The sequence below is a fragment of the Pseudarthrobacter lactosi genome (genome assembly GCF_055412785.1).
In genome coordinates this window covers 218,894-244,307 of sequence record NZ_JBVAYS010000002.1, presented here as the reverse complement: position 1 = coordinate 244,307, position 25,414 = coordinate 218,894, and the positions used below count along the sequence as shown (strand labels likewise).

At 65.5% G+C, this 25,414-nt stretch carries 29 protein-coding genes; 13 read left to right on the top strand and 16 right to left on the bottom strand.

What is annotated here, in order from left to right:
* The 4 genes from ACZY0Q_RS11075 to ACZY0Q_RS11060 all read left to right on the top strand — a co-directional run bounded on the left by ACZY0Q_RS11075 (position 1) and on the right by ACZY0Q_RS11060 (position 4,071).
* Complete coding sequence (locus ACZY0Q_RS11075; RefSeq protein WP_463916740.1) at positions 1-504, top strand: Lrp/AsnC family transcriptional regulator; 504 nt, start codon at positions 1-3, stop codon at positions 502-504.
* A 120-nt stretch (positions 505-624) separates the two neighbouring features.
* Positions 625-2,298: a thiamine pyrophosphate-binding protein gene (locus ACZY0Q_RS11070; RefSeq protein WP_463916737.1), complete on the top strand. Its 1,674-nt coding sequence runs from the start codon at positions 625-627 to the stop codon at positions 2,296-2,298.
* Positions 2,299-2,918: 620 nt separating this feature from the next.
* The gene (locus ACZY0Q_RS11065) at positions 2,919-3,485 is read left to right on the top strand and encodes a hypothetical protein (RefSeq protein WP_463916735.1); all 567 of its coding nucleotides are present in this window, start codon (positions 2,919-2,921) and stop codon (positions 3,483-3,485) included.
* Between the two features lie 97 nt (positions 3,486-3,582).
* Positions 3,583-4,071, top strand: a complete 489-nt coding sequence (locus ACZY0Q_RS11060) for a thiamine pyrophosphate-dependent enzyme (protein WP_463916733.1) — start codon at positions 3,583-3,585, stop codon at positions 4,069-4,071.
* On the opposite strand, the gene ACZY0Q_RS11055 is transcribed toward ACZY0Q_RS11060, so the two are convergent.
* From ACZY0Q_RS11055 to ACZY0Q_RS11030, 6 genes are all read right to left on the bottom strand, one after another.
* Positions 4,068-5,300 (bottom strand): endonuclease/exonuclease/phosphatase family protein, encoded by a 1,233-nt coding sequence (locus tag ACZY0Q_RS11055; protein WP_463916730.1) that lies wholly within the window; start codon positions 5,298-5,300, stop codon positions 4,068-4,070. The two genes, ACZY0Q_RS11060 and ACZY0Q_RS11055, sit on opposite strands and share 4 nt — an antisense overlap.
* A gap of 138 nt (positions 5,301-5,438) precedes the next feature.
* Positions 5,439-5,582, bottom strand: coding sequence for an MFS transporter small subunit (locus tag ACZY0Q_RS11050; RefSeq protein ID WP_463916728.1), 144 nt, complete (start codon positions 5,580-5,582; stop codon positions 5,439-5,441).
* 1 nt (position 5,583) lies between these two features.
* Complete coding sequence (locus ACZY0Q_RS11045) at positions 5,584-6,978, bottom strand: OFA family MFS transporter (protein WP_463916726.1); 1,395 nt, start codon at positions 6,976-6,978, stop codon at positions 5,584-5,586.
* A 368-nt stretch (positions 6,979-7,346) separates the two neighbouring features.
* Entirely contained in the window at positions 7,347-7,631 is a 285-nt protein-coding gene (locus ACZY0Q_RS11040) for a hypothetical protein (RefSeq protein ID WP_463916724.1), read from the bottom strand.
* A 70-nt stretch (positions 7,632-7,701) separates the two neighbouring features.
* Entirely contained in the window at positions 7,702-8,316 is a 615-nt protein-coding gene (locus ACZY0Q_RS11035; RefSeq protein WP_463916721.1) for an SOUL family heme-binding protein, read from the bottom strand.
* 72 nt (positions 8,317-8,388) lie between these two features.
* The gene (locus ACZY0Q_RS11030) at positions 8,389-8,574 is read right to left on the bottom strand and encodes a hypothetical protein (protein WP_463916719.1); all 186 of its coding nucleotides are present in this window, start codon (positions 8,572-8,574) and stop codon (positions 8,389-8,391) included.
* Position 8,575: 1 nt separating this feature from the next.
* Here ACZY0Q_RS11030 and ACZY0Q_RS11025 point away from each other — a divergent pair, with 1 nt between their 5' ends.
* A complete protein-coding gene (locus ACZY0Q_RS11025) occupies positions 8,576-8,800 on the top strand; it encodes a hypothetical protein (protein WP_463916716.1) in 225 nt (74 codons plus the stop codon).
* A gap of 103 nt (positions 8,801-8,903) precedes the next feature.
* Here the strand turns inward: ACZY0Q_RS11025 and ACZY0Q_RS11020 are convergent, their stop codons facing one another.
* Positions 8,904-9,191 (bottom strand): hypothetical protein, encoded by a 288-nt coding sequence (locus tag ACZY0Q_RS11020; protein WP_463916713.1) that lies wholly within the window; start codon positions 9,189-9,191, stop codon positions 8,904-8,906.
* A 275-nt stretch (positions 9,192-9,466) separates the two neighbouring features.
* On the opposite strand from ACZY0Q_RS11020, the gene ACZY0Q_RS11015 reads away from it, so the two are divergent.
* The 4 genes from ACZY0Q_RS11015 to ACZY0Q_RS11000 all read left to right on the top strand — a co-directional run bounded on the left by ACZY0Q_RS11015 (position 9,467) and on the right by ACZY0Q_RS11000 (position 13,215).
* Positions 9,467-9,784 carry a hypothetical protein gene (locus ACZY0Q_RS11015; protein WP_463916710.1) on the top strand — a complete coding sequence of 106 codons (318 nt, stop codon included), beginning with the start codon at positions 9,467-9,469 and terminating at the stop codon, positions 9,782-9,784.
* 55 nt (positions 9,785-9,839) lie between these two features.
* Positions 9,840-10,736, top strand: a complete 897-nt coding sequence (locus ACZY0Q_RS11010) for a ketopantoate reductase family protein (protein ID WP_463916707.1) — start codon at positions 9,840-9,842, stop codon at positions 10,734-10,736.
* Positions 10,737-10,806: 70 nt separating this feature from the next.
* Positions 10,807-11,751, top strand: coding sequence for a lipid kinase (locus ACZY0Q_RS11005; protein ID WP_463916705.1), 945 nt, complete (start codon positions 10,807-10,809; stop codon positions 11,749-11,751).
* A 225-nt stretch (positions 11,752-11,976) separates the two neighbouring features.
* Positions 11,977-13,215: an MFS transporter gene (locus tag ACZY0Q_RS11000; protein ID WP_463916702.1), complete on the top strand. Its 1,239-nt coding sequence runs from the start codon at positions 11,977-11,979 to the stop codon at positions 13,213-13,215.
* A 61-nt stretch (positions 13,216-13,276) separates the two neighbouring features.
* On the opposite strand, the gene ACZY0Q_RS10995 is transcribed toward ACZY0Q_RS11000, so the two are convergent.
* A complete protein-coding gene (locus ACZY0Q_RS10995) occupies positions 13,277-14,302 on the bottom strand; it encodes a DUF808 domain-containing protein (RefSeq protein ID WP_463916699.1) in 1,026 nt (341 codons plus the stop codon).
* Positions 14,303-14,539: 237 nt separating this feature from the next.
* On the opposite strand from ACZY0Q_RS10995, the gene ACZY0Q_RS10990 reads away from it, so the two are divergent.
* Together ACZY0Q_RS10990 and ACZY0Q_RS10985 are read left to right on the top strand one after the other, a co-directional pair.
* Positions 14,540-15,607, top strand: a complete 1,068-nt coding sequence (locus ACZY0Q_RS10990) for a glycerophosphodiester phosphodiesterase family protein (protein WP_463916696.1) — start codon at positions 14,540-14,542, stop codon at positions 15,605-15,607.
* 120 nt (positions 15,608-15,727) lie between these two features.
* A complete protein-coding gene (locus ACZY0Q_RS10985; protein WP_463916695.1) occupies positions 15,728-16,411 on the top strand; it encodes a hypothetical protein in 684 nt (227 codons plus the stop codon).
* On the opposite strand, the gene ACZY0Q_RS10980 is transcribed toward ACZY0Q_RS10985, so the two are convergent.
* From ACZY0Q_RS10980 to ACZY0Q_RS10960, 5 genes are all read right to left on the bottom strand, one after another.
* Positions 16,408-17,769, bottom strand: coding sequence for an MFS transporter (locus tag ACZY0Q_RS10980; RefSeq protein WP_463916694.1), 1,362 nt, complete (start codon positions 17,767-17,769; stop codon positions 16,408-16,410). The two genes, ACZY0Q_RS10985 and ACZY0Q_RS10980, sit on opposite strands and share 4 nt — an antisense overlap.
* Before the next feature lie 39 nt (positions 17,770-17,808).
* Positions 17,809-18,480: a hypothetical protein gene (locus tag ACZY0Q_RS10975; protein WP_463916692.1), complete on the bottom strand. Its 672-nt coding sequence runs from the start codon at positions 18,478-18,480 to the stop codon at positions 17,809-17,811.
* Positions 18,481-18,533: 53 nt separating this feature from the next.
* Positions 18,534-19,787: an RNA polymerase sigma factor gene (locus ACZY0Q_RS10970; protein ID WP_463916690.1), complete on the bottom strand. Its 1,254-nt coding sequence runs from the start codon at positions 19,785-19,787 to the stop codon at positions 18,534-18,536.
* Positions 19,787-20,119: a YciI family protein gene (locus ACZY0Q_RS10965; RefSeq protein WP_463916689.1), complete on the bottom strand. Its 333-nt coding sequence runs from the start codon at positions 20,117-20,119 to the stop codon at positions 19,787-19,789. The genes ACZY0Q_RS10970 and ACZY0Q_RS10965 overlap by 1 nt, the downstream gene beginning before the upstream one ends.
* Before the next feature lie 146 nt (positions 20,120-20,265).
* On the bottom strand, positions 20,266-21,030 hold the full coding sequence (locus ACZY0Q_RS10960) for a DinB family protein (RefSeq protein WP_463916687.1): 765 nt from the start codon (positions 21,028-21,030) through the stop codon (positions 20,266-20,268).
* A gap of 199 nt (positions 21,031-21,229) precedes the next feature.
* Here ACZY0Q_RS10960 and ACZY0Q_RS10955 point away from each other — a divergent pair, with 199 nt between their 5' ends.
* The gene (locus ACZY0Q_RS10955) at positions 21,230-21,664 is read left to right on the top strand and encodes an ester cyclase (RefSeq protein WP_463916684.1); all 435 of its coding nucleotides are present in this window, start codon (positions 21,230-21,232) and stop codon (positions 21,662-21,664) included.
* Between the two features lie 191 nt (positions 21,665-21,855).
* The gene (locus ACZY0Q_RS10950; RefSeq protein ID WP_463916682.1) at positions 21,856-22,323 is read left to right on the top strand and encodes a hypothetical protein; all 468 of its coding nucleotides are present in this window, start codon (positions 21,856-21,858) and stop codon (positions 22,321-22,323) included.
* Between the two features lie 189 nt (positions 22,324-22,512).
* Here the strand turns inward: ACZY0Q_RS10950 and ACZY0Q_RS10945 are convergent, their stop codons facing one another.
* The 3 genes from ACZY0Q_RS10945 to ACZY0Q_RS10935 all read right to left on the bottom strand — a co-directional run bounded on the left by ACZY0Q_RS10945 (position 22,513) and on the right by ACZY0Q_RS10935 (position 25,229).
* Positions 22,513-22,947 carry an ASCH domain-containing protein gene (locus tag ACZY0Q_RS10945; RefSeq protein ID WP_463916681.1) on the bottom strand — a complete coding sequence of 145 codons (435 nt, stop codon included), beginning with the start codon at positions 22,945-22,947 and terminating at the stop codon, positions 22,513-22,515.
* 278 nt (positions 22,948-23,225) lie between these two features.
* Positions 23,226-23,915 carry an excalibur calcium-binding domain-containing protein gene (locus ACZY0Q_RS10940; protein WP_463916679.1) on the bottom strand — a complete coding sequence of 230 codons (690 nt, stop codon included), beginning with the start codon at positions 23,913-23,915 and terminating at the stop codon, positions 23,226-23,228.
* 48 nt (positions 23,916-23,963) lie between these two features.
* Positions 23,964-25,229, bottom strand: a complete 1,266-nt coding sequence (locus ACZY0Q_RS10935; protein WP_463916677.1) for a GmrSD restriction endonuclease domain-containing protein — start codon at positions 25,227-25,229, stop codon at positions 23,964-23,966.
* Positions 25,230-25,414: the final 185 nt, after the last annotated feature.

Sequence of the window (25,414 nt, the reverse complement as noted above, 5' to 3'; positions counted from 1 at the left end):
ATGACCATCCCGAACCCGCGCACCCTGGATTCCCTCGACGGCAGGATCATCCTGGCCCTCGACAAGGATCCGGAAGCCAGCGCCCTGGCGCTCTCGCGGACGCTCGGCGTCGCACGGAACACGGTCCATGCCCGGCTGGCACGGCTCGAGCGCAGCGGCGCCCTCCGCTCCTTCAGCCGGAGGCTGGATCCCGCCGCTCTGGGCTATGACCTGATGGCCTTCCTCTCACTGTCCATCAGCCAGACGCGGACAGGCGCAGTGGAAGACGGGCTCGCCGCGATCCCGGAGGTCATCGAGGTGCACGCCACCACCGGGGACGCGGACCTCATGGCCAAGGTGGTGGCGCGCAGTACGGCCGATCTCTACCGCATCACCAACCAGATCCTGGAAATCGAGGGGATCCAACGGACCAGCACGGCCATTTCCGTGCTGGAACTCATGCCACCCCGCTACGACGGCCTCCTCAGCCGGCTCTCCGAGCAGGAATCCCGCCCTTCCAGCTAAGTACGGGTGATGCACGCCACAAGTGCGCATATTTTCACTTAGACCTGCATCGTCCTGCCAAATATCCCAATCAAATACGACTCTCTTGCCTATCCGTGAACCAGCCCACAAGCTTCCTGCATGACTACTCTTACCGTCTCCGGCCGCGTGGCACAGGTTCTCAGCAGCTACCTCAGCGATGTCTTCGGCGTTATGGGCAACGGAAACGTCTACTTCCTGGACGCCGCGGAAAAGCTGGGCCTCCGCTTCTCCCCCGTCCGCCATGAAGGCGCCGCCATCGCCGCGGCCGACGCCTACTACCGGACGTCAGGACGCCTCGCAGCGGGCACCACCACCTACGGCCCCGGCTACACCAACGCACTCACCGCCCTCGCCGAGGCGGTCCAGGCCCAGATCCCCGTCGTGCTGGTCACCGGAGATTCTCCCACCAGCGGCGCCCGGCCCCAGGACGTGGACCAGGTGGCCATCGCCGCAGCCCTTGGCGCGGCCACCTTCACCGTCACCCGCGACGCCGCGGGCTCCATCACCCAGCAGGCAGTGGAGTACGCACTCACCAAGCGCACCGCCGTCGTGATTGCCATTCCCTACGACCTCGCGGCACTCGAGGCTGCGGACGAAGAACTTCCGGCGCCGTTGGCACCTCAGGTGACGGACGACGTCGACGGCGGCCTTGGGCAGGTAGCCCGCCTTCTCGCCGGGGCGAAGCGGCCGCTGATCCTCGCCGGCCGCGGTGCGCATCTCGCCGGCGCCGGCCCGGAGCTCCGGGAGCTCGCCAACCGCCTGGGCGCACTGACCGCCGGAACCGCCCTGGCGCTCAACCTCCTCCAAGGCGAGGGGTATCTCGGCGTCGCGGGCGGCTTCGGCACGGACACCGCGGCCGGGCTCATGGGCGAGGCCGATGTGGTCCTGGTGGCGGGGGCAAGCCTGAGCCCCTTCACCATGCGGTTCGGGCACCTGCTCGGCCCGGACAGCACCGTCATCCAGATCGATGCTGCGCTGCAGCCGACGCACCCCCGGGTGGACATGTTCGTCAGCGCGGATGTGAAGTCTGCCGCGGGACACATCCTGGGGATGTTGGATGGCCCTGCCTCGCCGAACGCCAGCCGCGCAGAAGCCTGGCGCGCGGAAGCCCGCAGGCGTCTGGCCGAAGGACCGGCCCACCACCCAGGTTCCGACGAGACCCGGGACGGCCGGCTGGACCCGCGCTCCCTGGCCACGGCACTGGATGCCGTGCTGCCGGAGCGCCGCACAGTGGTCCAGGACGGCGGGCACTTCGTCGGCTGGGCACCCATGTATTGGCGCGTCCCGAGGCCGCAGGACCTGGTCATGGTGGGGACCGCCTACCAGGCCATCGGGCTGGGCCTTGCCAGCGCCGTCGGGGCTGCCCGCGCGCTGGAGGACGGCCGCACCCTGGTGCTGGCCTCCGGCGACGGCGGTTTCCTGATGGGCCTCTCCGACCTCGAATCGCTCATTGGCGCGGCGAGCAGCGCCGTCGTCGTGATCTACAACGATGCCGCGTACGGAGCCGAAATCCACCAGTACGGCTCCCAGGGCCTGACCCAAAAGCCAATGCTGATCCCCGAGGTGGACTTCAGCGGCATCGCCCGCGCGCTCGGTGCAGAGTCGGCGATCATCCGCTCACTGGCGGACCTTTCCGCGCTCACCGACTGGATCGATGCCGGCGCCAAGGGAACCTTCGTGGCCGACTGCCGCATCACGTCGAGCGTCCGGGCCCCGTGGCTGAGCGAGTGGATGGCGGCCAAGCAGGAGGCGAAGGCGGCGGTGGCGGGGTAACTGGGTCGGGGTCGCACGGCACCCCAGGACCAGCACGGAGTATCCCACCTGAATGCGCGCACCCTCTTGGAGGAACGCAACTGTAGCTGCCGAAGGCGTATCACTTGGAGGTCAAATCCTCTCGTTTCTTGTTGACACTCAATCGACGAACCGGCTCCCGGAATTCGGGAGCCGGTTCCCTGCGCAGATGCTAAAGCGTCGGCCCGTTACAGTGGCAAACGACAGCAGGCTGAAGGCTGAAGGCCATATTATGGCCCCGCTTTTGTGCATGTCCGCCAAAAAGCTACAAGTTTCTCGCTGCCCCACAAATTAGGTAGAAGCCAAATTAGGTAAGGTTGTTCCGATGTTAGGTAGGGGCGTCGCGGTTCTCTAGCAGTAGCCTTTGTCCAGGCAAAACTAATGTGAGTGGGCGCGCGAAAAGCCTCAGTTTGCCTACTGCGTAACGTGCGAATTCTGGGCCGCACTCGTCTTGGGCCGCTCCGTTGCGTTACCGAAACGGCCCGTCGTCTACCGATGATGCATCTCTTGTTACGGCCGTCACTCCGGGCGAATCCTTCGATCGTCTAATCGAAAGTCCGGGGCGGAAAGCACAAGACACCGCTATCGAAATAAGCGCATCTATGCTGCGCCTCTCCATCCAGTCATCCGCAGCCCGAAAAGGCCGCCGCACCCCGGAGATTATCCTGATGAAAGTTCTTTCACGAATTGCCGTGCTCACCGCTGTCCTGCTCGCCGGTTCTTCGGCAGCCGTGGCCGCACCTCCGCCGATCCGTTCCGACTTGCTTCCGACCATTGTCCCGGCTGGCGAAGGCTGCAACTTTAAACTGCAAGTTGAAGGCACAGACGCCAAGGCGCGTGTCAAAACTTTCAAAAACGGCAGACAGATTACTTCTGGTAAGGGCTATCTTGTGACCTATACGAACTTGAAGTCAAAGGAATCCTTGACCTTCGAAACCAACGGATCGGCTGAGATCTGGTCGGCCCCGGACGCTAACAACGTTGTTACCGTCACCGCCACAGGGAGCAACGGATTAGTCCTTTTTTCCACTGACCTTCCCGAAGAGCTAACGCCCTCGGCAATCCAGTACACCGGACGTATCGTCTACACGATCGATCTCGATACCGGCGTGTTTACCTTGATCAGCTCTTCCGGACAGCAACGGGACCTCTGCGCCGAGTTGTCATAACAAACATCTGGCTGTTCCAGCCGTGGCCTACCCACCACTTCTGAACGACGCGATTTGCTCAGGCAAGACCAGAAGCGAGTTTTTTAACCTCCGACGATTGCTGGCCTCTGGCAACCTCAGGCAGGTAGTGGAGGACACGGATGGATCATCCGTTACGTTCGGCGACGGCGGCCCTCACGCAAGTGCCGCCGTCGTACATTCCTACGTCACATCCTCCGGCGACGGCGGTTTCCTGATGGGCCTGTCCGACCTCGAATCGCTCATTGGCGCGGCGAGCAGCGCCGTCGTCGTGATCTACAACGATGCCGCGTACGGAGCCGAAATCCACCAGTACGGCTCCCAGGGCCTGACCCAAAAGCCAATGCTGATCCCCGAGGTGGACTTCAGCGGCATCGCCCGCGCGCTCGGTGCCGAGTCGGCGATCATCCGTTCGCTGGCGGACCTCTCCGCGCTCACGGACTGGATCGACGCCGGTGCCAGGGGAACCTTCGTGGCCGACTGCCGCATCACGTCGAGCGTCCGGGCCCCGTGGATGAGCGAGTGGATGGCAGCCAAGCAGGAGGCGAAGGCGGCGGTGGCGGGCTAGTTGCGCACCTGCAAGTCCACCCACACAAGACGGTGGTCGCTGCTCGGGAACGGATAGACCCCGGTCAGCCGTGAGAGGGGGTCAGCCTGGGTCGGCCAGAACACACCGGAGCCGAGGACTGGGGTCCTGCGTGAGGGCAACACGTAGTCAGCCCGGAGGTTCCCCGGCGCCGCGTCGGCGAAGTCTGCGGTGTCGTAGCGGGGGGCACCTCCATGGGTGGCGTTGGCTCCGCCCTGCAGGGCCGCCGCCTCCACGGCACCATCGGAGGCCGGCAACGGGTCGACGATTCGCTTGGAATCAAGGAGTTGGTTGATCGCGGCATCCACGGAGTCGCCGTCGAACGGGTCCGCGTTCTGGTCACCGACGATGACGAACGGTTCGCTCGGCAGCAGCCCGCGCTTCTTGCCCTCATCGTCCACGATGTACGCGGACTTGCCCGGGGTGACGTAGTCAGCCCAGAACCGGATCTCGTCGTGATTGCGGCGACCATTCCGGTCCTCCGGGCCGTCAAAGGTTGGCGGTGTGGGGTGCGAGGCGAGCACGTGCACCGTTTCGCTGCCGACCTTTACCGGAACATCCCAGTGCGACTTGCTCGACAGGCGAACTACTTCAAGCTCCTCCGGGGAAAACCAATCGGCCGGTTCGGGCGTCGCCGGGTTGTCCGGCAAGAGCGCCCCCGGCATGTCCTTCCACAAAAAATTCTGAAACGTCCGCACTTTCGCCGTGTCGATGGGGTACTTCGACAGGATCGCCATGCCGTACTGGCCCTCGAATGCACCGAAGCCGAAGGCGTCGTCGCCGCCGGTGACTTTGCCGTCGTTGTTGAGGTCGAACCCGCTGGGGATCCCGGTGTTGGACGGTGCTACGTAGGCGTAGGGGTAGTCGACCGGATCAGCCCCGCCCTGCCCGATCGCCAGGTAATTCTCGCGGAACAGATCGGTGGCACGCATCCCGGGCACGTAGTCGAATTCATTCAGCAGGATGACGTCTGGGTTCGCACGCTGGATGACCTCGGCAACGGTGCGCGCCTGCTGGTTGTCCGGAGTGCTCAGATCGGCCTCGAGTTCGCCGGCGCTTGTCCTGTTGAGCGACAGGTTGTAGGTGGCGACCCGTAGTTCCACCGTGTGGTCTTTTTTCGGCTCGGCGGCGGCCGCGGCCCCGCCCAGTCCAACGGTGAGGCTGCCGACAACAGCAGTGGCGGTGACGGCGGCGGTGAATGTGCGTCTCATGGACATGGGACTCCCTGGCAGCAAGAATGTGGCGGTGCGAACGACGGTGCGTTCAACCTAAGCCTCCAAGGTGACCACGAGACGTACCCCAGGCGAACGGAGATGGCACGGAGCAGGCCATTTCCATGGCTCCCCAGGTCAGCCGAACAGCGCCGCCACCTGGGTCAAGGTTTGAAAGACTCCGTAGGCTAGGGGCACCCCGACGAGGGCCCAGGCCACGGCCAGCCTGCCGGTGGACCTTTTCACAGGCGCCTGCGCGCCGGGGGTGTGAGCAGTGCTCATTTCAGGCCTCCATTAATGATTTGGTTGGCAGTACGGGTTCCGGGCGGGGTTCGTGGAATCGTGCGTCGACGGGCCTGATCAGGAGGTTGGCCACGAAGCCGATCACCAGCAGTGCCACCATGGTCAGCAAGGCGGCCTGGTAGGACGCGGCGTTCAGCTGGCCGGGCTTGCCCTGCGCGTCCAGGATCCCGTTGACGATCAGCGGGCCGGCCACCCCGGCGGCGGACCAAGCGGTGAGCAGACGCCCGTGGATGGCTCCGACCTGGAAGGTACCGAAAAGGTCCCGCAGGTAAGCCGGGACGGTCGAAAAGCCGCCACCGTAGAAGGAAATGATGACGAACGCGAGGGCGACGTACAGGACGGTGGTGGTGGAGCCGGCCAGTGCCAGCACCGTGTACAGCACTGCGCCGACGCCGAGGTACACCATGTAAATGCGTTTGCGTCCTGTGACATCCGAGGTGGCAGACCATGCGAAGCGGCCGGCCATGTTGCCAATGGAAAGCAACCCGACAAAGCCGGCGGCGACGGCGGCACTGACCAGGGACGCGCCATCGGACTTGCGGAAGAAGTCCTGGATCATGGGGGCCGCCTGCTCCAGGATGCCGATGCCGGCGCTGACGTTGCAGAATAGCGCGATCCACAGCAGCCAGAACTGCCTGGTCTTGATGGCGTTCTTGGCCGAGACGTTTTCTGTGGTGATGAGCTTGGCGGCCTTGACCTTGGCGGGGTCGAATCCTGCCGGCCGCCAGCCCTCGGCCGGGACCCTGATGGTGAAAGCGCCGAAGAGCATGAACGCAAGGTAGACGACGGCGAGGGTCAGGAAGAGCTTGCCCACGGCATCCCCGCTGGCCACCCAGCCCTGGGCGCCGGAGTTGGGATCGTACATTTTGAGCAGGGCGGTGGAGACCGGGCTGGCGATCAGCGCGCCGCCGCCGAAGCCCATGATGGCCATGCCGGTGGCGAGGCCGGGCCGGTCCGGGAACCACTTGATCAAGGTGGAAACGGGCGAGATGTAGCCGATGCCCAGGCCGATGCCGCCGACGAAGCCATAGCCCAGGTAGACCAGCCACAACTGGTGCGTGAAAATGCCGACCGAGCCGATCAGGAAACCGCCGGCCCAGAACATGGCCGAGGTGAACATCGCCATCCGCGGGCCGTTCTTGTCCACCCAGGTGCCCATGATCGCGGCCGACAGGCCCAGCATCACGATGGCGATGGAGAAGATCACACCGATCTCGGTCAGGCTGACGCCGAAGTGCTTGACCAGTGCCGTCTTGTAGACGCTCGTGGCGTAGGCCTGGCCGATGCAGAGGTGGACCGCGAGCGCCGCGGGCGGCACCAGCCAGCGATTGAACCCCGGTGGCGCAATAGTGTGTTCACGGTCCAGCCAGCCCATATTTTGCTCCCGTTGCTTGTCGACGACGCCGGTGTCCAGCGATCTGGGGGCGACAGCCTTCCCCCAACCGGGCCGTTGCCTTCGTCCATAGTGATGCAGATCATCAGCAAGCGTACTAATAATGCGCCGAACGGTGGCCAGCCAGCGCTGAGCGGGTCATTTCCCCCCTCCGCGTCGTCGTGGCTGTATTTCTGGAGGGAAGGGTCATCGGTGAGGACCTTACCGCCTGGCGCCAACGCACCCAGGTCGCGGGAGAGGATTTCCGGCAGCACCGCGGGCTCAATTATGTGCAATTCCTTTCAGTAAGCTCCGGACCGGCCGGACCATCCTGAGCTGCGGCAGTTCTTCCCACTCGCTGGCAGCGGCGCTCAACAGTGCCGCGCCCAGTCCCGTTCCGTGGGTGCCGGAGCGTAAAGATCGAATACAGTTCCAGCTCCTCGGGGCCGGGGATCATCCCGGCCCGGGCCGGCGTCCGCCAATCCCACAATGTGGTTGTTGCCGTCCACGGCAATGATCCGCGGGTCGGCAACTGCGAGGTGGGGGCGCCGCCGTTCCACGCGCTCGGGGATGCTGGCCCTTCGGCCGCGGAAGAACTCCGGGGAGAGTAAGTGCCCGTAGCTCTCCTCATGAGCGAGTGTGTGAAAGTGCACCACGGCCACGGCGTCCTCGGGAGTGGCCTGGCGAAGCCTATAGCATCCGTTCAGCCTAAGCTTTGCCGGGCAGCTAAGCCGGTGCAATGCCCGGCGATTCCGGGGCGTTCAAGGGTTCCTGCACGTCCTGCACCACCTCGTTGTGCCGCAGGAACCACGGCTTGAACGGCGGGTCAAAGCGGGCAAACCGTGGCGGGCCCACGGTCGTAAGCCCGGTGAGCGTTAGGGCCGCCTGCAACCCGGTGTTGCGGCGCGCAAAAGCCGCTCCGGTGCCGCTTCCCGAGAAGCGAACAACTGCGGCGACCGAACCCGGAACGGCCCGGATCCCAACGTCGGGGTTCGTCGGAACCGGAGCTGTCTCGGCCGTCAATCCTGCGGGGAGCACAAAGGCGACCACAAAGTCAGCGGGCGCATCGCTGCCCGGCAACGGACCGCTCTGAACCACCGGCGCGGTCATCGCCAGTTTTTCTGAGGGTCCGCTGTCCTGGATGACGGGGGCGGTCATCGCCAATTTCTGGCCGGCCGTATTGCTGCCGCTGATGTAGTTGAACAGGTGCCGGAAGGCAGCGTTGCCGGCGCGGTCAAAGGTCGCATTGACGTGCACCTCGGCGACAATATGCGCGGGATAGCGCCGCAACTCGAAGTGCGGGTAGCTGTGGACCAGCTCGTAGGGTTGCTGTTCGGTCATGGTTCCAGACCCTACGCCGGTCCGGCGCGGGCGGCCAGACACCAGGCACTATTTACCAGTTCGGCAACAGCATCAAATCGGCATGGACACCAGGGCGCCAACGACCAGGATCATCGCGAGCATCAGCGAGGCGACGAAGGCCAGGATGCCCGGGATGTCGGAGTCACGGATCAGGGTTGAGAGCTTCCCGGTCTCGCGCCCGGCATCGGCCGGCGCCTCCCGGTGCACCACAATCAGCGCCAGCAGCGCGAGCGGCACGTTGACTGCGAACAGCGCCTGCCAGCCCAGCGTCGCCCGCGCGCCCGGTGACGAGTCCGCGATCATCCGCTCACTGGCGGACCTTGCCGCACTCACGGACTGGATCGACGTCGGCGCCAGGGGAACCTTTGTGGACGACCGCCGGATCACGTCGAGCGTCCGGGCCCTGTGGCTGAGCGAGTGGATGGAAGCCTCACAGGCCGCGAAGGCGGCGGTGGCGGGGTAGCTGCCAGGCTGGCACGAAAAAGGAGGCCGACGGCGACACCCAGTGTCGCCGTCGGCCTCCTTTTAAGCCCGCTGTGGTGCTATCCACGCAGGGCGCTGGTGCTCTATGCCGCCGTTGGAAGCGATACGTAGCTGCCCTCGATGACGCCGGCGGCAACAACGGGAGTGCCGTCTACTGTGACATAGCTGCCACGGGTGACGGGGGGCAGGTTTCGGCCGCCAGCGACGGTGACATAGCTGCCCTCGACGCCGGCGGGGACGCGGCCGGCGGGGAGAGTCACGTAGCTGCCGCCGCGTACGGCGGTGTCAGCGACAGCGATCCGGGTGGCGTTCTCGAGATTGGTTTCGGTGGTGGATGAGGAGGTTACGGGGCGTTCAGTCAGCAAAGTCATGGGTTCTCCTTGGAGTTTCAGGATGAGGGCCATACAGGTTCTTGTGCCGCTCAAGCAGGAGGGCGGTTGCGCGTCGTGTCGCTTGCCCCGCTGGCCCGGGTATCTTCACCGGTGCGGTACTCAAGGGCTACGGTGGCCTGTACCTAACTTTACGGCTTAATGTGAGCTACTCAAAATAAGGTGGGAAGGCTCACGTTTACCAAGGCACCTGTTCGCCATCCGATGCGGGGACTAGTCTGATCCGCATCAACGTCCAACGCCGTCAAGGAGCTGTCATGGCCGGGTTTGTGCAGATCATCGAATTCAAGACCTCCCGTATCAAGGAGATTGAAGAACTGGGCCGTCCCTCAAGAACCGAGGGGAGCACTCCGGCCACGTTGCGCCGCATTGTTGCCACGGCGGACAGGGACCACCCGGGCACCTACTTCACCATCGTCGACTTCGAATCCTTTGAGTCGGCGATGGAGAACTCCGGCCAGCCGGAAACGTCGGAGTTCGCTGCCAAAATGGCGGAACTGTGCGACGGACCCGTGATCTTCCACAATCTGGATGTCATGTGGGAGGACACCGGAGACGGCGCGGGCAACGGCTAGCCAGCTTCAGCAGGCCGGTTAATCCTTGAAAACCACCCCGGAAAGGCATGCACCCATGCGGATACTCGTCGTCGGAGCCGGAGCCACAGGCGGGGCGTTCGGTACGCTCCTGCAGGAAGCGGGACGGGATGTCACCTATTTGGTGCGGCCGCGCAAGCAGGAGGTCCTTCGCCGCGACGGATTACGCTTCATCTCCCCTACCGCTGACCGGACGCACCCGGTAAAAACCATCACGGCACCGGACGGGTCAGAGGCCTTCGATCTGATCCTCGTCACGGTCAAAGCCACCGCGTTCGAGGGCGTACTCGGCGAGCTTGGCGCTTTCGTCGGGCCTGGAACGAGCCTCGTTCCCATCCTCAACGGCATGGCCCATGTGGACCGGCTTGAGCAGTTGTACCCGGGCCAGGTGCTCGGCGGCCTGGCCCGGATCGTCGCCACTCTTGACGGCGATGTGGTCCGCCAGCAGATGCCCCTCACTTCCCTCACGGTGGGCGGGCTCAACGGAAACCCTGTCCCAACGGATGTTTCCGAGGCTCTGGACGTGCCCGGCGTCGACTTCTCGGTAGTGGACGACGTAGCCGGCGCCCTGTGGGAGAAATGGGTATTCATCGCGGCCGCAGGAATCGTCAACTGCCTGTTCCGGGCGCCGGTTGGACGAATCATCGAGGCCGGCGGGCGGTCCAGGATCCTGGAGGCCATCAGTGAAACCGAAGCGGTGGCGGCGGCAGCAGGACATCCCGTTTCCGACGCCGGTCATGCACAAGCGGTGGGTATCCTGACTCAACCGGGATCCGCGTTCACTTCCTCCCTGTACCGGGACCTCAGCGCAGGGCTCCCCTCGGAAGCCGAGCACATCCTCGGCGACCTCGCCGGCAGAGCCCGCAGCCTCAACGTCCCTACGCCACTGTTGGAGCTCACGCTCATCCAGATCAGGGCCGGCCTCCCGGCCTGAACCGTTCCAGCGCGGCCAGAGGGTGGCGGTGGCGGGCTGATTCACAGGTCCACCGCCTAACATGGCCCAGATGAATGCTGCCCGGGACGTACGCTCTGCCGCCGTTGTTATCAACGCCGGATCACGCCGAGGGGCGGCACACGAACTTGCCGTTGACACGATGCGAAAGGCAGGCGTGCCCATCTCCGCCGTGCACCATGTGCACTCGGGGTCAGACCTGTCCGGGACGTTTGATCGGGTGCTTGCGGACGGGCACGACCTGGTTGTTGTCGGTGGCGGCGACGGGACCATGACCGCCGCCGCCGGCCGCCTTGCCGGCACCGACGTTGTGCTCGGCGTTCTTCCGCTGGGCACCGCCAACGACTTCGCCCGCACGCTGGAGATACCGAACAGTCTTGCCGAGGCCTGCGCCACCATCGCAGACGGGAAAGTAGTGGACATCGACCTCGGCCGGGCCAACGGTGAGCCATTCCTCAACGTCGCGTCCGTGGGCCTGTCCGTGGCTGTCACCGAAGCGCTCAGCCCCCGCCTGAAGCGGTACATCGGGCCATTGGCGTACAGCATCGCCACGCTAACGGCATATGCCCGGCACAAGGCGTTCCGGGCCCGCCTCGAGTTTCCCGACGGGGACCACGAGCCGATGGAACTCGACAGCGTGCTTCAGGTGGCGGTCGGCAATGGCCGGCATTACGGCGGCGGCAACACGGTCTCCCCCACGGCAGGGATCGACGATCACACCCTCGACATCTACGCCATCCTGGCGGGGCCACTCCGGGAGCATGTGAGTATCGCGCGGTTACTCAAGGACGGAAGCTTCATCAAACACGACCGGGTGCACCACCTGACCACCCGAGCTGTCCGGCTGGTCACGGACCAGCCGCTGCCGGTGAACCTCGACGGCGAGATCGCCACCAACACGCCCACCGACTTCACCGTCCAGCGCAACGCCGTCCACGTCGTGGTGCCCCAGAGCAGCGCCAGCGCGCTGTTCGACGGACCGGGCGCCGCGGACTAGCGGGCCGGCTGGAGTGTGCCGCTCCCCCTGGAGTGAAGCTCCCAGAGCTGGTGCGCCGGCGTCGTACTTCCCGCTAAGGCGCCGTCGCAACCGGGCCGTGAACGTGTTTCCGGCAGCCCGACTCTGCACGTAACAACCCCGTTCACCCGGTAAACTTATGGAGGAATTGTTCGGCCCGCAGAGCCCGGTTCCATCCCCCTCCTCCTTGAATGGAACAACTTCCCCATGTCCTCCGCGACTTCCGCGTCGGCGTCCCAGCGTTTCCCGCTGGCCGCCATGATGGTCCTGGCCACCATCGCCTTCACCGCCATCACCACCGAGCTACTTCCCTCCGGCCTGCTCCCCCAGATCAGCACCGGCCTGAACGTCTCCGAACCGGTGGCCGGCTACCTCGCCGCCGCGTACGCCGCCGTCATCGTGGTCACCGTGGTGCCCGCCGCACGGCTGCTCGGCAAGGTCCCCAAGCGCCCCCTCCTCGTGGCGCTCGTGCTGACGTTCGCGCTCAGCAATGCCATGGTGGGCCTCGCGCCCGACTTCACCGCCGCCATGATCGCGCGGCTGGTGGGCGGCCTGGCCCACGGACTGCTCTGGACCACCATGGCCCCCTACGTGGCGCGTGTGGTCCCGGCTGCCAAGGTGGGCAAGGCCCTGGCCATCGTCTTCAGCGGCAACAGCCTGGGCCTGGCCATCGGCGCCCCGATCGGCACCGCCCTCGGCGGCTTCCTCGGCTGGCGCGCGTCGTTCCTGGCCCTCGCCGGCTTCAGCCTGCTCCTCGCCGTCCTCGGCTTGTTCCTGCTCCCGTCCGTCCGGCGCGCCGCCGGCGAGGCCCGCCCCTCCCTGCGCGCGGCCATCGCCCAGCCCGGTGTGAAACCCGTGGCCATCGCCTGGCCGCTGCTGGTCCTGGCACACTTCGCGCTGTTCACCTACATCGCCCCGTACATCCGCGACGCCGGCCTGCCCGGCTACGCCATCAGCCTCTCCCTCACCGTCCTGGGCGTCTCCGGCCTGCTGGGCATCTGGATCGCCGGGCTCACCGTTGACTCCCACCCGCGCCGCTCGCTTCTGATTACGACGGCGGCAATCGCCGTCTCGATGCTGCTGTTGCCGTTCGTGGGCGGCAGCCTTGCCTTCGCCCTGGTGCTGATGTCGGTGTGGGGCGCCGGCCTGGGCGCGATCGGCATCTACAACCAATCGGCCATCCTCCGCGCCGGCCGCGAGAACAAGGACGCCGCCAACGGCCTCACGGTCCTGACCATCCAGCTGGGCATCACCATCGGCGCCCTCTACGGCTCCGCCGCCCTGGTGGTTGCCGGCCCACTGCTGGTCCCGGCCGCCGCGGCCCTTCCTGTCATCGCCGCCCTGGTGATCGCCTGGGCCGGAAGGACGGCAGCCTACCCGCCAGGCCCGCGTGAGTTGGTGTGGAAGAGCCCGCGGCCCATCGAGGAGCGGGCGGGCACGCGTTAGATCCCACTCACCTTGTGGTGGTAGCAGCGACGGGTCAGCTGAGAGCCCCCTTGGGTGCTAGCTAAGCTGCGGGGTCGGCGTCGCGTTTGGCCGCGTGATGGCCACCTATTGCGGCGCGGATGTCGCCCTCCTCGTGCTTGCCTTTGTCCTTGCCGAACGGCAGAGCCTTGAGCAGCGGGTGCACGATGGCCATCACCACGAGGCCCCAGGCGAGTCCGATGACGGCCGAGCACAGGGTGTTCACGAGCCAGGCGAGGAAGCCGCCCACCACCGCGATCCCGGCGAAGGGGTGCTCGAGGACATGGACTATGTCGTAGGGCGCGTGCCAGCCGAGGTCGTGTGCACCTTGCACCATGATGTGGCCACCCACCCAGAGCATGGCGATTGTCCCGATAAAGGTGATCGCGGCCAGCACGGCGGGCATGCCCTTGACGAGCAGCTCACCGGTGCGCTGGGAGCCGGCGGAGTCTTTAGCGGCCAGGTGCATCCCGATGTCGTCCATCTTGACGATGAGTGCGACGGCACCATAGACGGCCACCGTGATCACCAGAGCCACGACCACCAGGATAATCGCCCTGGACAGCAGGGAATCCTGGGCCACCTCGTTCATGGAGATGACCATGATCTCGCAGGAGAGGATGAAGTCGGTGGTGATGGCGCCCTTGATGACCTTGGCCTCGGCCTCCGGACCGCGTTCAACCGCCGGCGCATCTTCCTCCGCGGTGTGGTGTCCGCGGAGCTTGTGCCAGACCTTCTCGGCGCCCTCGTAGCAGAGGTACGTGCCGCCCGCCATGAGGATGAACGGGATGGCCCAAGGGACGAACGCGCTGATGAGCAGCAGTGCCGGCAGGATGATCAGCAGCTTGTTGCGGAGCGAGCCCCAGAAGATCTTCTTGATCATCGGCAGTTCGCGGGACGGGTCCGCCCCGGACACGTACTGCGGGGTGACGGCGGCGTCGTCGATCACCACGCCGGCGGCCTTGACCCCCGCTTTGGCGGCTCCGGCCGCGACGTCGTCCACCGAGGCGGCCGCTATGCGGGCCAGGGCTGCGATGTCGTCCAGCAGGGCGACGAGACCGCCGCTCACAGATCGGCCCCGAACTGCTCGAGGGCGGACGGCTGAGTGTGGATACCTAGGTCAAGGCGCGAGATTGGCATGCTCCGAGTCTATTGTGGCGGACAGCCGGCCGAGCAACCCTGTGTCACCTCCGCCCCAAGTTAACCTCCCCTCCAACTCAGGGCCCCAAGCGCGCAACCTCCCCTTCCTAGTGTGGACGGGTCACCGGCCATCAGCCGGTCCCCGTCACCCAGGAGGAAACCACCCATGCGCCCAGTCCTGACTGCAGCGGCAGCCGCCGCCCTGATCGCCGCCCTGGCGAGCCCCGCCGTCGCCGCCCCGGAAAACGAAGCCGGCACGCCGTCGTCGAACGCTGCCGGAACCGCCACGTCCGCGATCAAGACGAACGAGCGCAACGGCTCCTTCGACCTGCAGAGCCACCGCGGCGGCCGCGGCGAATGGACCGAGGAGTCCCTGGCCGCGTTCGCGAACTCCCTGGCGCTGGGCGTAACCACCCTGGAGTTGGACACCCACCTGACCGAGGACGGCAAGGTCATCGTGTGGCACGACGACACCATCCAGGCCAACAAGTGCGCCGACACCGCCCCCGCCACCGCCGGCGACCCCGAGTTCCCGTACGTCGGAGACCGGGTGGCCGAGCTGTCACTCGCGCAGGTCAAGACGCTCAACTGCGGCTTCGTGCGGCTGCCCGGCTACCCGGAGCAGGACGTCATCGAGGGCAACCGGATCGCCGAGCTCAAGGACGTCTACCAGCTGGTCCGCGACACCAACGCCGCCAAGGTCCGCTTCAACGTGGAGACCAAAGTGGAGGATACCCAGATCGGCGGTGCGGGCATGGAGTCCCTCACCCGGGCCGTGGTGGCCGAGATCCAGGCTTCCGGCATGGCGGACCGGACCACCCTGCAGTCCTTCGACTGGTCCTCGCTGAACCTCACCAAGGAGATCGCGCCCGAACTCCCGCTGGTGGCGCTCTCCAGCGGCGACGCCTGGATGGGCGTGGGCCAGCCGGGCGCCAGCCCCAACCTGGGCGGCATCGACATCGACGACTACAACGGTTCCCTTCCGCAGGCTGCAGCCGCGCAGGGGTACGACGTCGTCTCCCCCACGTTCCGCTCCGTCACCCCCGCGATGATCGCCGAAGCCCACGAACTGGGCCTGCCCGTCATCCCGTGGACCGTGAACACCACCGCGGACATGGAACGCCTGATGGACCTGGGCGTGGACGGCATCATCACCGATTACCCCACGCGCATGCGCACCCTCATGGAGGAACGCGGCCTGAAGCTGCCCAAGGCGTACGAGGTTAAGGGCTAGACTCCCTGCCTTTGAGTGCGCGCCGGACGGCGGCTTTCGAAGCTGCCGCCCGGCCTTTCTACGTACTCTCTAAGCTGGGGTGACCGGACCCTCCACCCGGGAACAGGAGCAGCAACCGCCGTGACCATCCCTCAGCCGCGTATAGCGGTTCTGCCAGACACGCACGACGCGAGACTTTTGGCTGAACTTACTAGTCACGCCAGCGACCTGTCGGAAGCCTCGCATACCCTGGCCAGCGCCTTCGTGGCAGGCGAGGATTCCGACTTGTGGCTGCCCCTGACCTCGCATTCCGTGACGGCATACGTTCGCCCATTCATTCATTCCAATGTCCGCACCCGTCTCGACGAGATGCCCGGGATCCCGTCCATCCCGTCCACACTCCAGAAGGTCCACGACACCATTCGGGAGTATCGCAACAAAACCATCGCGCACTCGCAGTCAACCCTGGCCACGCCGCTTCCCATGGCGCTACTGGATGTTGCAGGACGAGTGGTGAATATCGTGGGCGTGTCCATCATCCACCCAATGCCCAAGGCCATGGGGGAACGCTTTTCGGACTTGATTGCTGCGATGGAGGATGCAGTGGACCACGCAACGCAGCCGGTTCTGGAGCGCCTCCGGACCTCGTTGAGGAATGAGGCGCCGGAAACCATCAGCGGCTGGCCGCAGCCGGAGTTTTTGCACGACACCGACGCGGATTTCAGTGCCGGAAGCAAACGGCAACCGACACCACGTTGGACGGCCTACTGGCATGTGGAGCCGCCACCTGGCCACGAACCTTTCGGCCCGGCATCAGGCCACTAAGCGCCCTTCCGCTTCCACGCCACCGCCAACCCCAGCACCAAGGCGCCCAGCCCCAGCATCACCAGGACCATCAGTCCCCAGTTCTCCTGGTTCACGCCGGGCCCGTACAACACACCGATCAGCACCGTCGCTGTGATGGCGCCGAGGTAGCGGCAGGTCTGGAAAATTCCGGCCGCCACTCCCCTCTCCTCCGGCCGGGCGGATACGTACAGGCCCTGGTTCGATGCCGTGCTCACCACTCCGTACGGGACGCCCATCAACGCTGTTAGCACAAACACCAGGGGCGGCCACAGGGACAACGTCAACGCCCCGAGGCCGGCCGAGGCAACCAGCAGGATGAGCGCACCGGCGATCATCACCGGACGCACGCCGAACCGCTCAATCAGCCGTACCGTCACCGGGGTGACCAGCACGGACATCGCCGCCAGGGGCAGCATCAGCAGGCCCACCAGTCCGGCGTCGTAATGTCCTGCCTCCTGCAGCAGCTGCGGCAGTCCGAAGAAAGCAAAGTAGTAGACGCCGCTGAAGACGACGAACACGAGATACACCAGCAGTAGCGGCCGGTTCCGGCCGAGCAGCCGCAGGTCCAGGAACGGCGGGCGGAAGCGCAGCTCCCGCCACGCGAACAGCGCGGCAATGACGGTCGCCGCGCCCAGGAGCCACCAGCGGTATCCCGGCATCACGTTCAGCAGCGCCATCATCGCGAGCATCAGCGAGGCGACGAAGGCCAGGATGCCCGGGATGTCGGAGTCCCGGATCAGGGTAGAGAGCTTCCCGGTCTCGCGCCCGGCATCAGCCGGCGCCTCCCGGTGCACCACAATCAGCGCCAGCAGCGCGAGCGGCACGTTGACCGCGAACAGCGCCTGCCAGCCCAGCAGGCTCACCAGCAAACCGCCGACGACGGGTCCCACCGCGGCCGCCGACGTGTTCGCCATCTGGATCCGGCCCAGCGGGCGGGTGGCCGGCAGCTTCGCCAGCCGGCTCAGTTCGGTGACCATCACGACGGCGGACGGGTACGCCGTCGCGGTCCCCACGGCCATGAGCGCGCGGGCCACGCAGACCAGCGCGAAGTTGGGCGCGAAGGGCGCAACTGCACAGGTCACTGCCACCAGGGCCATCCCGAACGTGAACAGGCGGCGCGGCCCGAAACGGTCCGCAAGCCTGCCCATCAGCGGCTGCCCGGCCGCGGACGCGAGGTAGAACGAGGTGATCACCCAGGTGACCGTGGCGACGTCGAGCGCGAAATCCTCGCGCAGGACCACCAGCGCGACGGCGATCATGGACGAGTTCAGCGGGTTCAGGGAGGTGCCGAGGCTGAGCGCGGCGATCGCGAGGCCGGGACGGGGTTTGTGCGTCACACCCCTAAGTCTGGTGCATCGTTGCCTTGGGTCACGAACCTACTCCGCGGCGCGTGGCGAATCGAGCTCGCCGGCGATCTTCTCCTCCAAGGCGGCAAGCGTCGCCTCCGGCAGGACGATGAGGCCGTCCAGTTCCCGCCGGGCGCGCTTGTACGCGGTTTGCCGTTCGGCAGGTGTCGCGGCATTGTCCAAGGCGATGTTGAGCAGCTTCCTGGCCGTCGTCAATCGCTGGCGTTCCAGCTCAGTGAAGTTGTGGTCCTTGATCCGCTTGGCTTCGCGCTCTGCGACGTCGAAGGCCAGCTCAAAGCCATGCACGGCCGTCCGGTATTCAGCCAGCCCGGCCGCCGTCGTAATGTCCCCCGGGGCGGCTGGCCGCAAACCGTCCGCCGCCTTCTTCGCCCGGAGGAAGGCGACAGTGAGAGGCTCCCGAACATCCGTCATGACCGGAAAGTCGATCAGTTTCCCCACGTCGAGCTCGTAGTCCAGCCACCGCCGGTTCACGGCGTCGTGCGCTGCCATCAGGGCGGCGACCTGGGCCTGGCTGGCTTGTTCCGCCTGCACCGCCTGGTTCTTGACCTTGTACAGCTCCAGACGGCGACGGTGCCGGCGTTCGCTGGCCTTGGACCATGACCGTGCCCATCCTCCGGCGATTCCGCTGAGAGGGAAGGCGAGCCACCAGTAATGGCGAAGGAAGTCAAAGAATTGGTCCACGGATTCATCCTCCCACTGCCCGTCGCACCCCAAGGGGACGCCCTAAGCCCGGCTCAACCCGTCAGTTCGTTCAGTCGGGTCCGGAGGTAGCGCTGTTCGGCGTCGTTCTCAGTGAGGATCAACGCCTCTTCGAAGGCGACCCGGGCCTCGCCGAGACGGCCCAGCCGGGTCAGGAAGTCGGCGCGTGCGGCGGCCAGATACGGGTAGCGGGCCAACTGGGGCACGGCACCCAGCGCATCCAGCTCCGCCAAACCTTCCGCCGGGCCCACCGCAAAGCCGAGGGCTATGGCCCGGTTGAGTTGGACAACGGGAGAGGGCCACGTCTCCATAAGCACGTCGTAGAGCCCAAGAATCTCCAGCCAGTCAGTGTCGGACCACGACGCGCTCTCGTCATGGACGGCCGCGATGGCCGCCATCACGGCGAAGCGGCCCGGGGGCCGGGAGTTCAACGCCTCGCGCAGGAGCGCAACCCCTTCTTCGATGGCCGGCCGGTCCCATTTCGTCCGGTCCTGGTTCTCCATCAGCACCAGTTCGCGGTGCTCATCGAGCCGGGCGCCCCTGCGGGCGTCGGTGAGCACAACGAGTGCTAGGAGCCCTGCGACATCGCGGTTCTGCGGAAGCAGGAGCCGGAGCATTCTCGCGAGCTCAAGGCCGCGTTCCGCGAGATCACGGCGCATGAGGTCTGCCCCTGACGGGGCGGTGTGCCCGGTGGTGTACACCAGGTACAGGACGGACAGCACGCCGTCGACGCGCTCGTGCAGCTCGGATGCCGCTGGCACACGGTAGGGGATGTGCGCGGCCGCGATCTTCTTCTTCGCCCGGGTGATCCGCGCCGCCATGGTGGCCTCTGGCAGCAGAAACGCCCGCGCCACATCAGCGGTGGACAGGCCACACAGGAGCCGAAGCGTCAGGGCCACCTGGGCGTCCAAGGCCAGGGCCGGGTGGCAGCAGGTGAAGATCAACCGCAGCCGGTCATCGGCAATGTCTTCGGAGTCCCGGCCCGGCTCGCCCTCTGCGTACTCCTCCGGATCGAACAGCTTGGGGAGCGCCCGCTGCGCCGTCGCGGCCCGGCGATGCATATCCAGGGCCCGACGGCGGGCGGTCACCGTGAGCCACGCGCCAGGGTTAGTCGGGATGCCGCGCGGACCCCACGTGGACAGTGCACTGGCGTACGCGTCCTGCACGGCCTCTTCGGCGGTATCGATATCACCGGCAACACGGACGGTGGCCGCCAGCACGAAGGCCCACTCCCTGCGGTGCGCATCGGCAACCGCGGCAGCAACCTCCGAGCTGGCGGCCGGCGCCATCAGCTGACCATTCGCACGGGCCGGACCTCTACCCCGATGCCGGCCGGAACCTCCTTGGCGATCTCCAGCGCCTCATCCAGGTCGCCTGCCTCGATCAGGTAGTAGCCGCCCAGCGTTTCCTTCGACTCGGCAAAAGGACCATCCGTGACCGAGAATCCGCCCGCCCCGTCGCGCCGGATGGACGTCGCCGTCGAAGGTGGCTGCAGTGCGGCCCCGTTGAGCAGGGACGCGCCGCGGCGCTGCTGGAACTCCTGATAAGGCGCGCTCATGTCCTCGCCGTCGGATTGTTTCGCCGCTTCATCCTGGAAGATCAGGACCAGATACTTTGACATTTTCGTGCTCCCATCGTGGTGACTCTGCTTTGAGCTTTCACTGCATCGACGCCGACGGCCTCGCCGTCGTCAGGGCCGTACATTCTGGCCCTTACTCATACGACGCCCGCCCGAAGCGCAGATCGACAACTACTGCCAGAATTCCGTTAGCTGCCCTTCGCCGCCTGCGCTTCGATCGCGTCGAGGTCGCGGACGGCGAAGCGGTGGTGTTCCCATTCCTCGTGGAGGATGACGTGCAGGCAGTCGAGCGTGGTCACGCTGTAGCGCGGATCATCGGGAGCCTTGTGGGGGTTTTGCAGGTCCTCGGTGGTGACGGCGGCGAGGAAGTCCCGCACCATTTTCACGCGGCCGGCCCGAACCTCAAGGACCTCATCGTAGGTTGGCTTGGCCGTTTGAAATACCGACATGTCCAGTCCGTCCGTTTCGTATTCAACATTCGGCACCCCGATCGGGTGGTACGGCTGCTCAAGCCCCATAGCCGCCCCACCCAGCCACTTATCGGTGGCCATCACCAGATGCCGCAGCGTCTGCGCAAGCGACCACTCGCCGTCGACCGTTACATCCTCGGTGCCTGGCGGCAGCGCAGCCGCCCGGCGCAAAGTGGCCGTCCATGTATCCTCGAGCCGGGTCCAGGCCTTCCCCAGGCTTTCCGGGTCACCCGCGTGCCGCAACTCCCGGCCAGGAAAGCGCCGGTTGAGTTCGGCGTCAACGAGCGGAGCCACGTCCACGCCGTTGACCAGCATCGATCCCTGGTCCTCGAGGAGCCAGGGAGCGTCGATGTCCACGCGCTCAACATAAACACCGCGCATCACCGCACCGGACAGGTCGGAGCGGACGAACCTGGACCCGGTCAGGTTGACATCGGAAAACTGCGCGCCCCGCAGGTCATCGGACTCGGTAAAGGTTGCCATGCGCGCCATCTTTCCCGGTAGACCGTGATGCATCAAGGGCTGCGCGACGTCCTGGACCCGCGATTTTCGAAGGGGTAGCCCCGTCCGTTGACTCGCGATTCGCCGTGGAGGTGCAATTAAAGTGGCTCCCGCAACAGCAGAAGCCAGTCCACGAAGCGGCCCCCGCTTCCGTGAGGCCGCCCAAAATATGGAGGTCGGAATGGGACAGGCACGCGAGGTCATGGATCGCCTGAACAAGGCGATGGAGGCAAAAGACAAAGAGACGCTGGCACGCAGCTACGCCACCGACGCCGTCGCCTACACGCCGGACAAGGGTGAGCTCCGCGGTCGCGAGGCCATCACCAGCTACCTCTTCGAACTCTGGGACGCCATGCCGGATGTCCGGTACGAGCAGACGGGACGGCACGAGGCCGGCGACATTGCCATCGATGAGGGCATCGTCATCGGCACCAACACCGGCCCGCTGCGCATGCCCTCCGGCGAAACCATGGAGCCCACCGGCAAGCAGCTCCGCATCAGGAGCTGCGACGTCGCCAAGGTGGAGGGTGGCGAGATCACCTCTCACCGCTTCTACTTCGACCAGGTGGAGTTCCTGTCGCAGCTCGGATTGATGGGCGAAGTGTCCACGCAGTGACGGGTTGGTTGGCGAACTGCGATGCCGTGGGCACCTTGTGAAAGGTACCCACGGCATCCTGGTTCATCGGGCTCGCACGACGGCGGCGCGCGCCACGGACCGGTATCGTTGACCCGCGGGGTGCCCGCGGGTGCAGGCACCGAAGTCTGAATCCTGCGAGGCCACCGTTCGTCACGTCAGGGGGAAACAATATGGTCTTTGACCGAGAGCGTGAGAAGCGCAACGACAACGTGTACGCCGAACACAAAAGGGCAATCGCGGCCGGCGAGAAGCGTGTTCTCCGCAGGACCAGCACCGGGGATTTGCACAGCTACCCCGCGGACGAGATCGGCTTCAGTCCCGGACGTGGCCATGCCCAGGTCAGCACCTGGTGGGGCATGGGAATCCTTGCCATCGTTGGCGCAGCGCTGACTGTCGTTTCACTGCTAATTTTGCTGGCCCCGCTGGGACAGGGCGAAGGTCCGTTCTGGGGTTCGCTGTTCCTGACGGCTCTGTCTGTAGGTATCACGTATTATGCGTTGAGCCTTGCCCGGGACGAGTACAGGGCCACCCAGCTCCGCAAGCGGCGCAATTCCCCTAAGCCCGGCACCGGCAACGTGGACATCGATCTCCTTGAATTAGGTCAGGAACATCCCAACCGTCCCACCACGTCCCGATAGGATTCATTCCGATGTTCAACCAGCACAAGCAGTTCCGCAGGCCAGACGGCACCCATTAGGACCCGAGCAGTTTTCAACGTCAAACAGTACGAGGAGCAGTACGGTCCCGGGGCGTGCCGGAGGGATGCTCCATGGCCGCCATCACGCCCGTCCAAAGTCCAGGACTGATTGTGGCCCTCGGAATCTTCCTCACCGCAATTTCCGTTGGCATGCTCGGTCTGAGTTTCGTTCCAGAACCACCAGGGTGTCGTCCTCCACCGTGAATGCAGGGTTTCCGAGGACGCTTCGCATCTCCTCGCCGTGCCAGAAGCGCTCATGCCCGGCACGCCACTCAGCAACGGACGCGTATCCCTCACCCTCGTCGCGGGCGTGCTCACAGGTAACGCCGGCAAGCCGGACCAGCTGGACGTCCGTGGTCGCGATGACCGCTACAGCTTTCCCTGCAGAGTCGACCACAATCTGCCTGGCAGCAGCCTGCGGGAACAGCTCGTCCTCCACGATGTTCTGCACCGCCATTGGGGCCGTGGAGGTCTTGCTCCCGTCGAGAATCGCGGAAACGAGCCTGTCGCGCAAAGGCCCGGGGAAACCGAATTCGGAGCGGGGCAGGCAGTTGAACTCGTTCATCGCTTGATTCTGTCGGCTGTGTCCGCGGTCAGCAAATGGTGCGCCCGCGCCGTTAACTGGAGCGCCGCCGTCGTAATTCACGACGGCGGCCACTCACCAACTGTGCCTGTGCTGCGCGTGCTGTTAGGGGCGGAACCGTCGTGGGCCACATTGACGGTGGTCCGGCCCCCAAACGGATCAAACCGCGGCGTGTCCGCGTCAAAGTGCCCCAGTTCGGCTGCTCTTGCTGCGCTGGGGAACTTCTGCGAAGAAATCCTCAGCTTGAGCTTCCGATCCGTCTACTTATCGCACCCGATGCCGTCGCCGTCCCGGTCAAGGTGCTTCCCATATCCCGGTGTACCGGCATAAATGGGCGCCGCACCTGCTGCGCGTGCCGCCGTGCAGTTCGCGTAAGAGACGGCGGCCGGCGCCTGGACTGCCGGGGCTGGTGCCTGGACTACGGGTGCTGGCTTTACCGCCGCCTGCTGGGCAGCCTGCTGTGCCGCTGCATCGGCTGCTTTCTGGGCTGCCACCTGCGCTGCTGCCTGATCTGCTGCCGCCTTCTCGGCGGCAGCTTTATCAGCCGCGGCCTTTGCTGCAGCAGCCGCCTCTGCTGCCACCTTGTCGGCGGCGGTCTTATCTGCGGCGGCCTTTTCCGCCGCAACCTTTTCAAGGGACTTGACCCCGAGGCGAACGGTGGATCCCTTTGCCGCCTGCGCGCCTCCCGTGGGGTCCTGGGACGTCACCAGCCAGTTCTTCTTCGAAAGAATCGTCTTTCCGTCCACGGTGTCCTTGGCCTCGACCTTGAACCCGAGATCTTCCAGCTGATCCGTGGCTTTATCCAAGGTCAAGCCCGTCACGCCCGGAACCGCGACGGCAACCTCAGCAACAGCAGTTGCATCTGATGCCGGCTGCGAGGCTTCCTGCTTGCCGCCGCATCCGGTCAGCATCAGGCCAGTGAGTACAACTAATGCCAATGTCTTCTTCATTTTTTCCCCCTTGGAAAAGTTCTTGGTTTGGTCAAGTGATGGAAAGGTTTAGCTTTCGCAGGCCACGCCGTCGGAGTCGCGGTCAAGCGCTGCCCGATAGCCGGCCTGCCCGGCATAGATCGGTGCGGCGCCAGCGGCTTTGGCAGCCGTGCAGTTGGCGTAATAAGCGGCCGCAGGAACGGCGGGAGCAGGGATGGGTACAACCGGCGCCGGAGCTGCTGGTACTGGAGCAGGCACCACAACAGCGGGAGCCGGGGCCACCGGGGCCGGAGCGGGAGCGGGAGCCACCGGTTCAGCCGCAGGCGCAAGTGCCGGCGCCGCGGCCACCGGTGCCTGCTCGTTGGTTGGTGCGAGCTGGCCTTCGCAGTCGGCGAGGATCCTGGCCATTGCGTCGTGCTCCGCCTGTGTGACCCACAGGCTGTACGTCGCCTTCACCGAAATCTGCCGGGCCACATATTCACACCGGAAGCCCTTGTTCGGCGGCAACCAGGTGGCGGCATCGCCGTCGCCCTTTTTCATGTTGGTGGGACCGTCCGTGGACTGGAGGTTCAGCGGGTCATTGGCGAAGGCCGTCCGCTGCTCCGCGGTCAGCTGCTGCGCGCCCTTCTGCCAGGCGTCACTGAGGGCAACAACATGGTCGATCTGGACGGCGCTGCTGGTGGCACTCCCCCGCAGGAAGCTGATGCTGGTGCCCGTGTAGGGGTCCGCCAGCGTTCCGGACTGAACCTTGCAGGGGACACTGTTGGTGTATTTGATCCCCGTGAGGTCGCGTTTGAGAATGTCATTCCGGGTGTCGCAGCCGTTACGGTCCACGTCCATCCACGCCTGCCCGAAGAGCGCTCGGTCATAGCCCGTCTTGGGCGCCCGGCCCTTGATGGGAAGAGCGGCCAGCAGGTCGATCGCCTTGGTAGCAAAGGCCGGCTGCGTCTTCGGTGCCGCTGCGCTCACGCCGTTGGCCAGGGCGAAGGCCGTCTCAGGATCGAGCGGAGTGCCCGTCGCCTGCTCGGTGGGAGCGGACGACGGCGTCGGCGAAGTTTTGGAGGAAGCGCTCGCTGTGGCGGTTGCTGGCGAGGCATTCCAGTCCGAGGAGGCTGCCTGAAGGTCCGCCTCATTGGTCCGCGGCAACGTGACTGCCCCGGCGATGAAGAGAGCGAAGGAGACCGCAAGGGCTATGGCCCCTGCCTTCCGCTTCGCCGGGAGCCACGCCCAGGAACGGCGTCCGGTGGCCAGGACGTAGAGGCCGGTCAGGGCCGCCGAGATAGCAAGGAAAACCAGGGCACCCCCGAGACCGCTGCTGAACGCGCCAACAGTCATAAAGAGGACCGTGATGCCACAGACGATGATCGTTGAAGCGCGTGGACTGCGGGGCGGTTCCTGTCCGAACGCAGGCGCAGGTGATGCTGACCCGAAACGGGCCTGATTGTTCGGCATTATTTCCCCAATAATGAAGGCTCGGCGTTTAGCCTGACCTTTTCTCTTGAAACTTCACGGAAATGCCG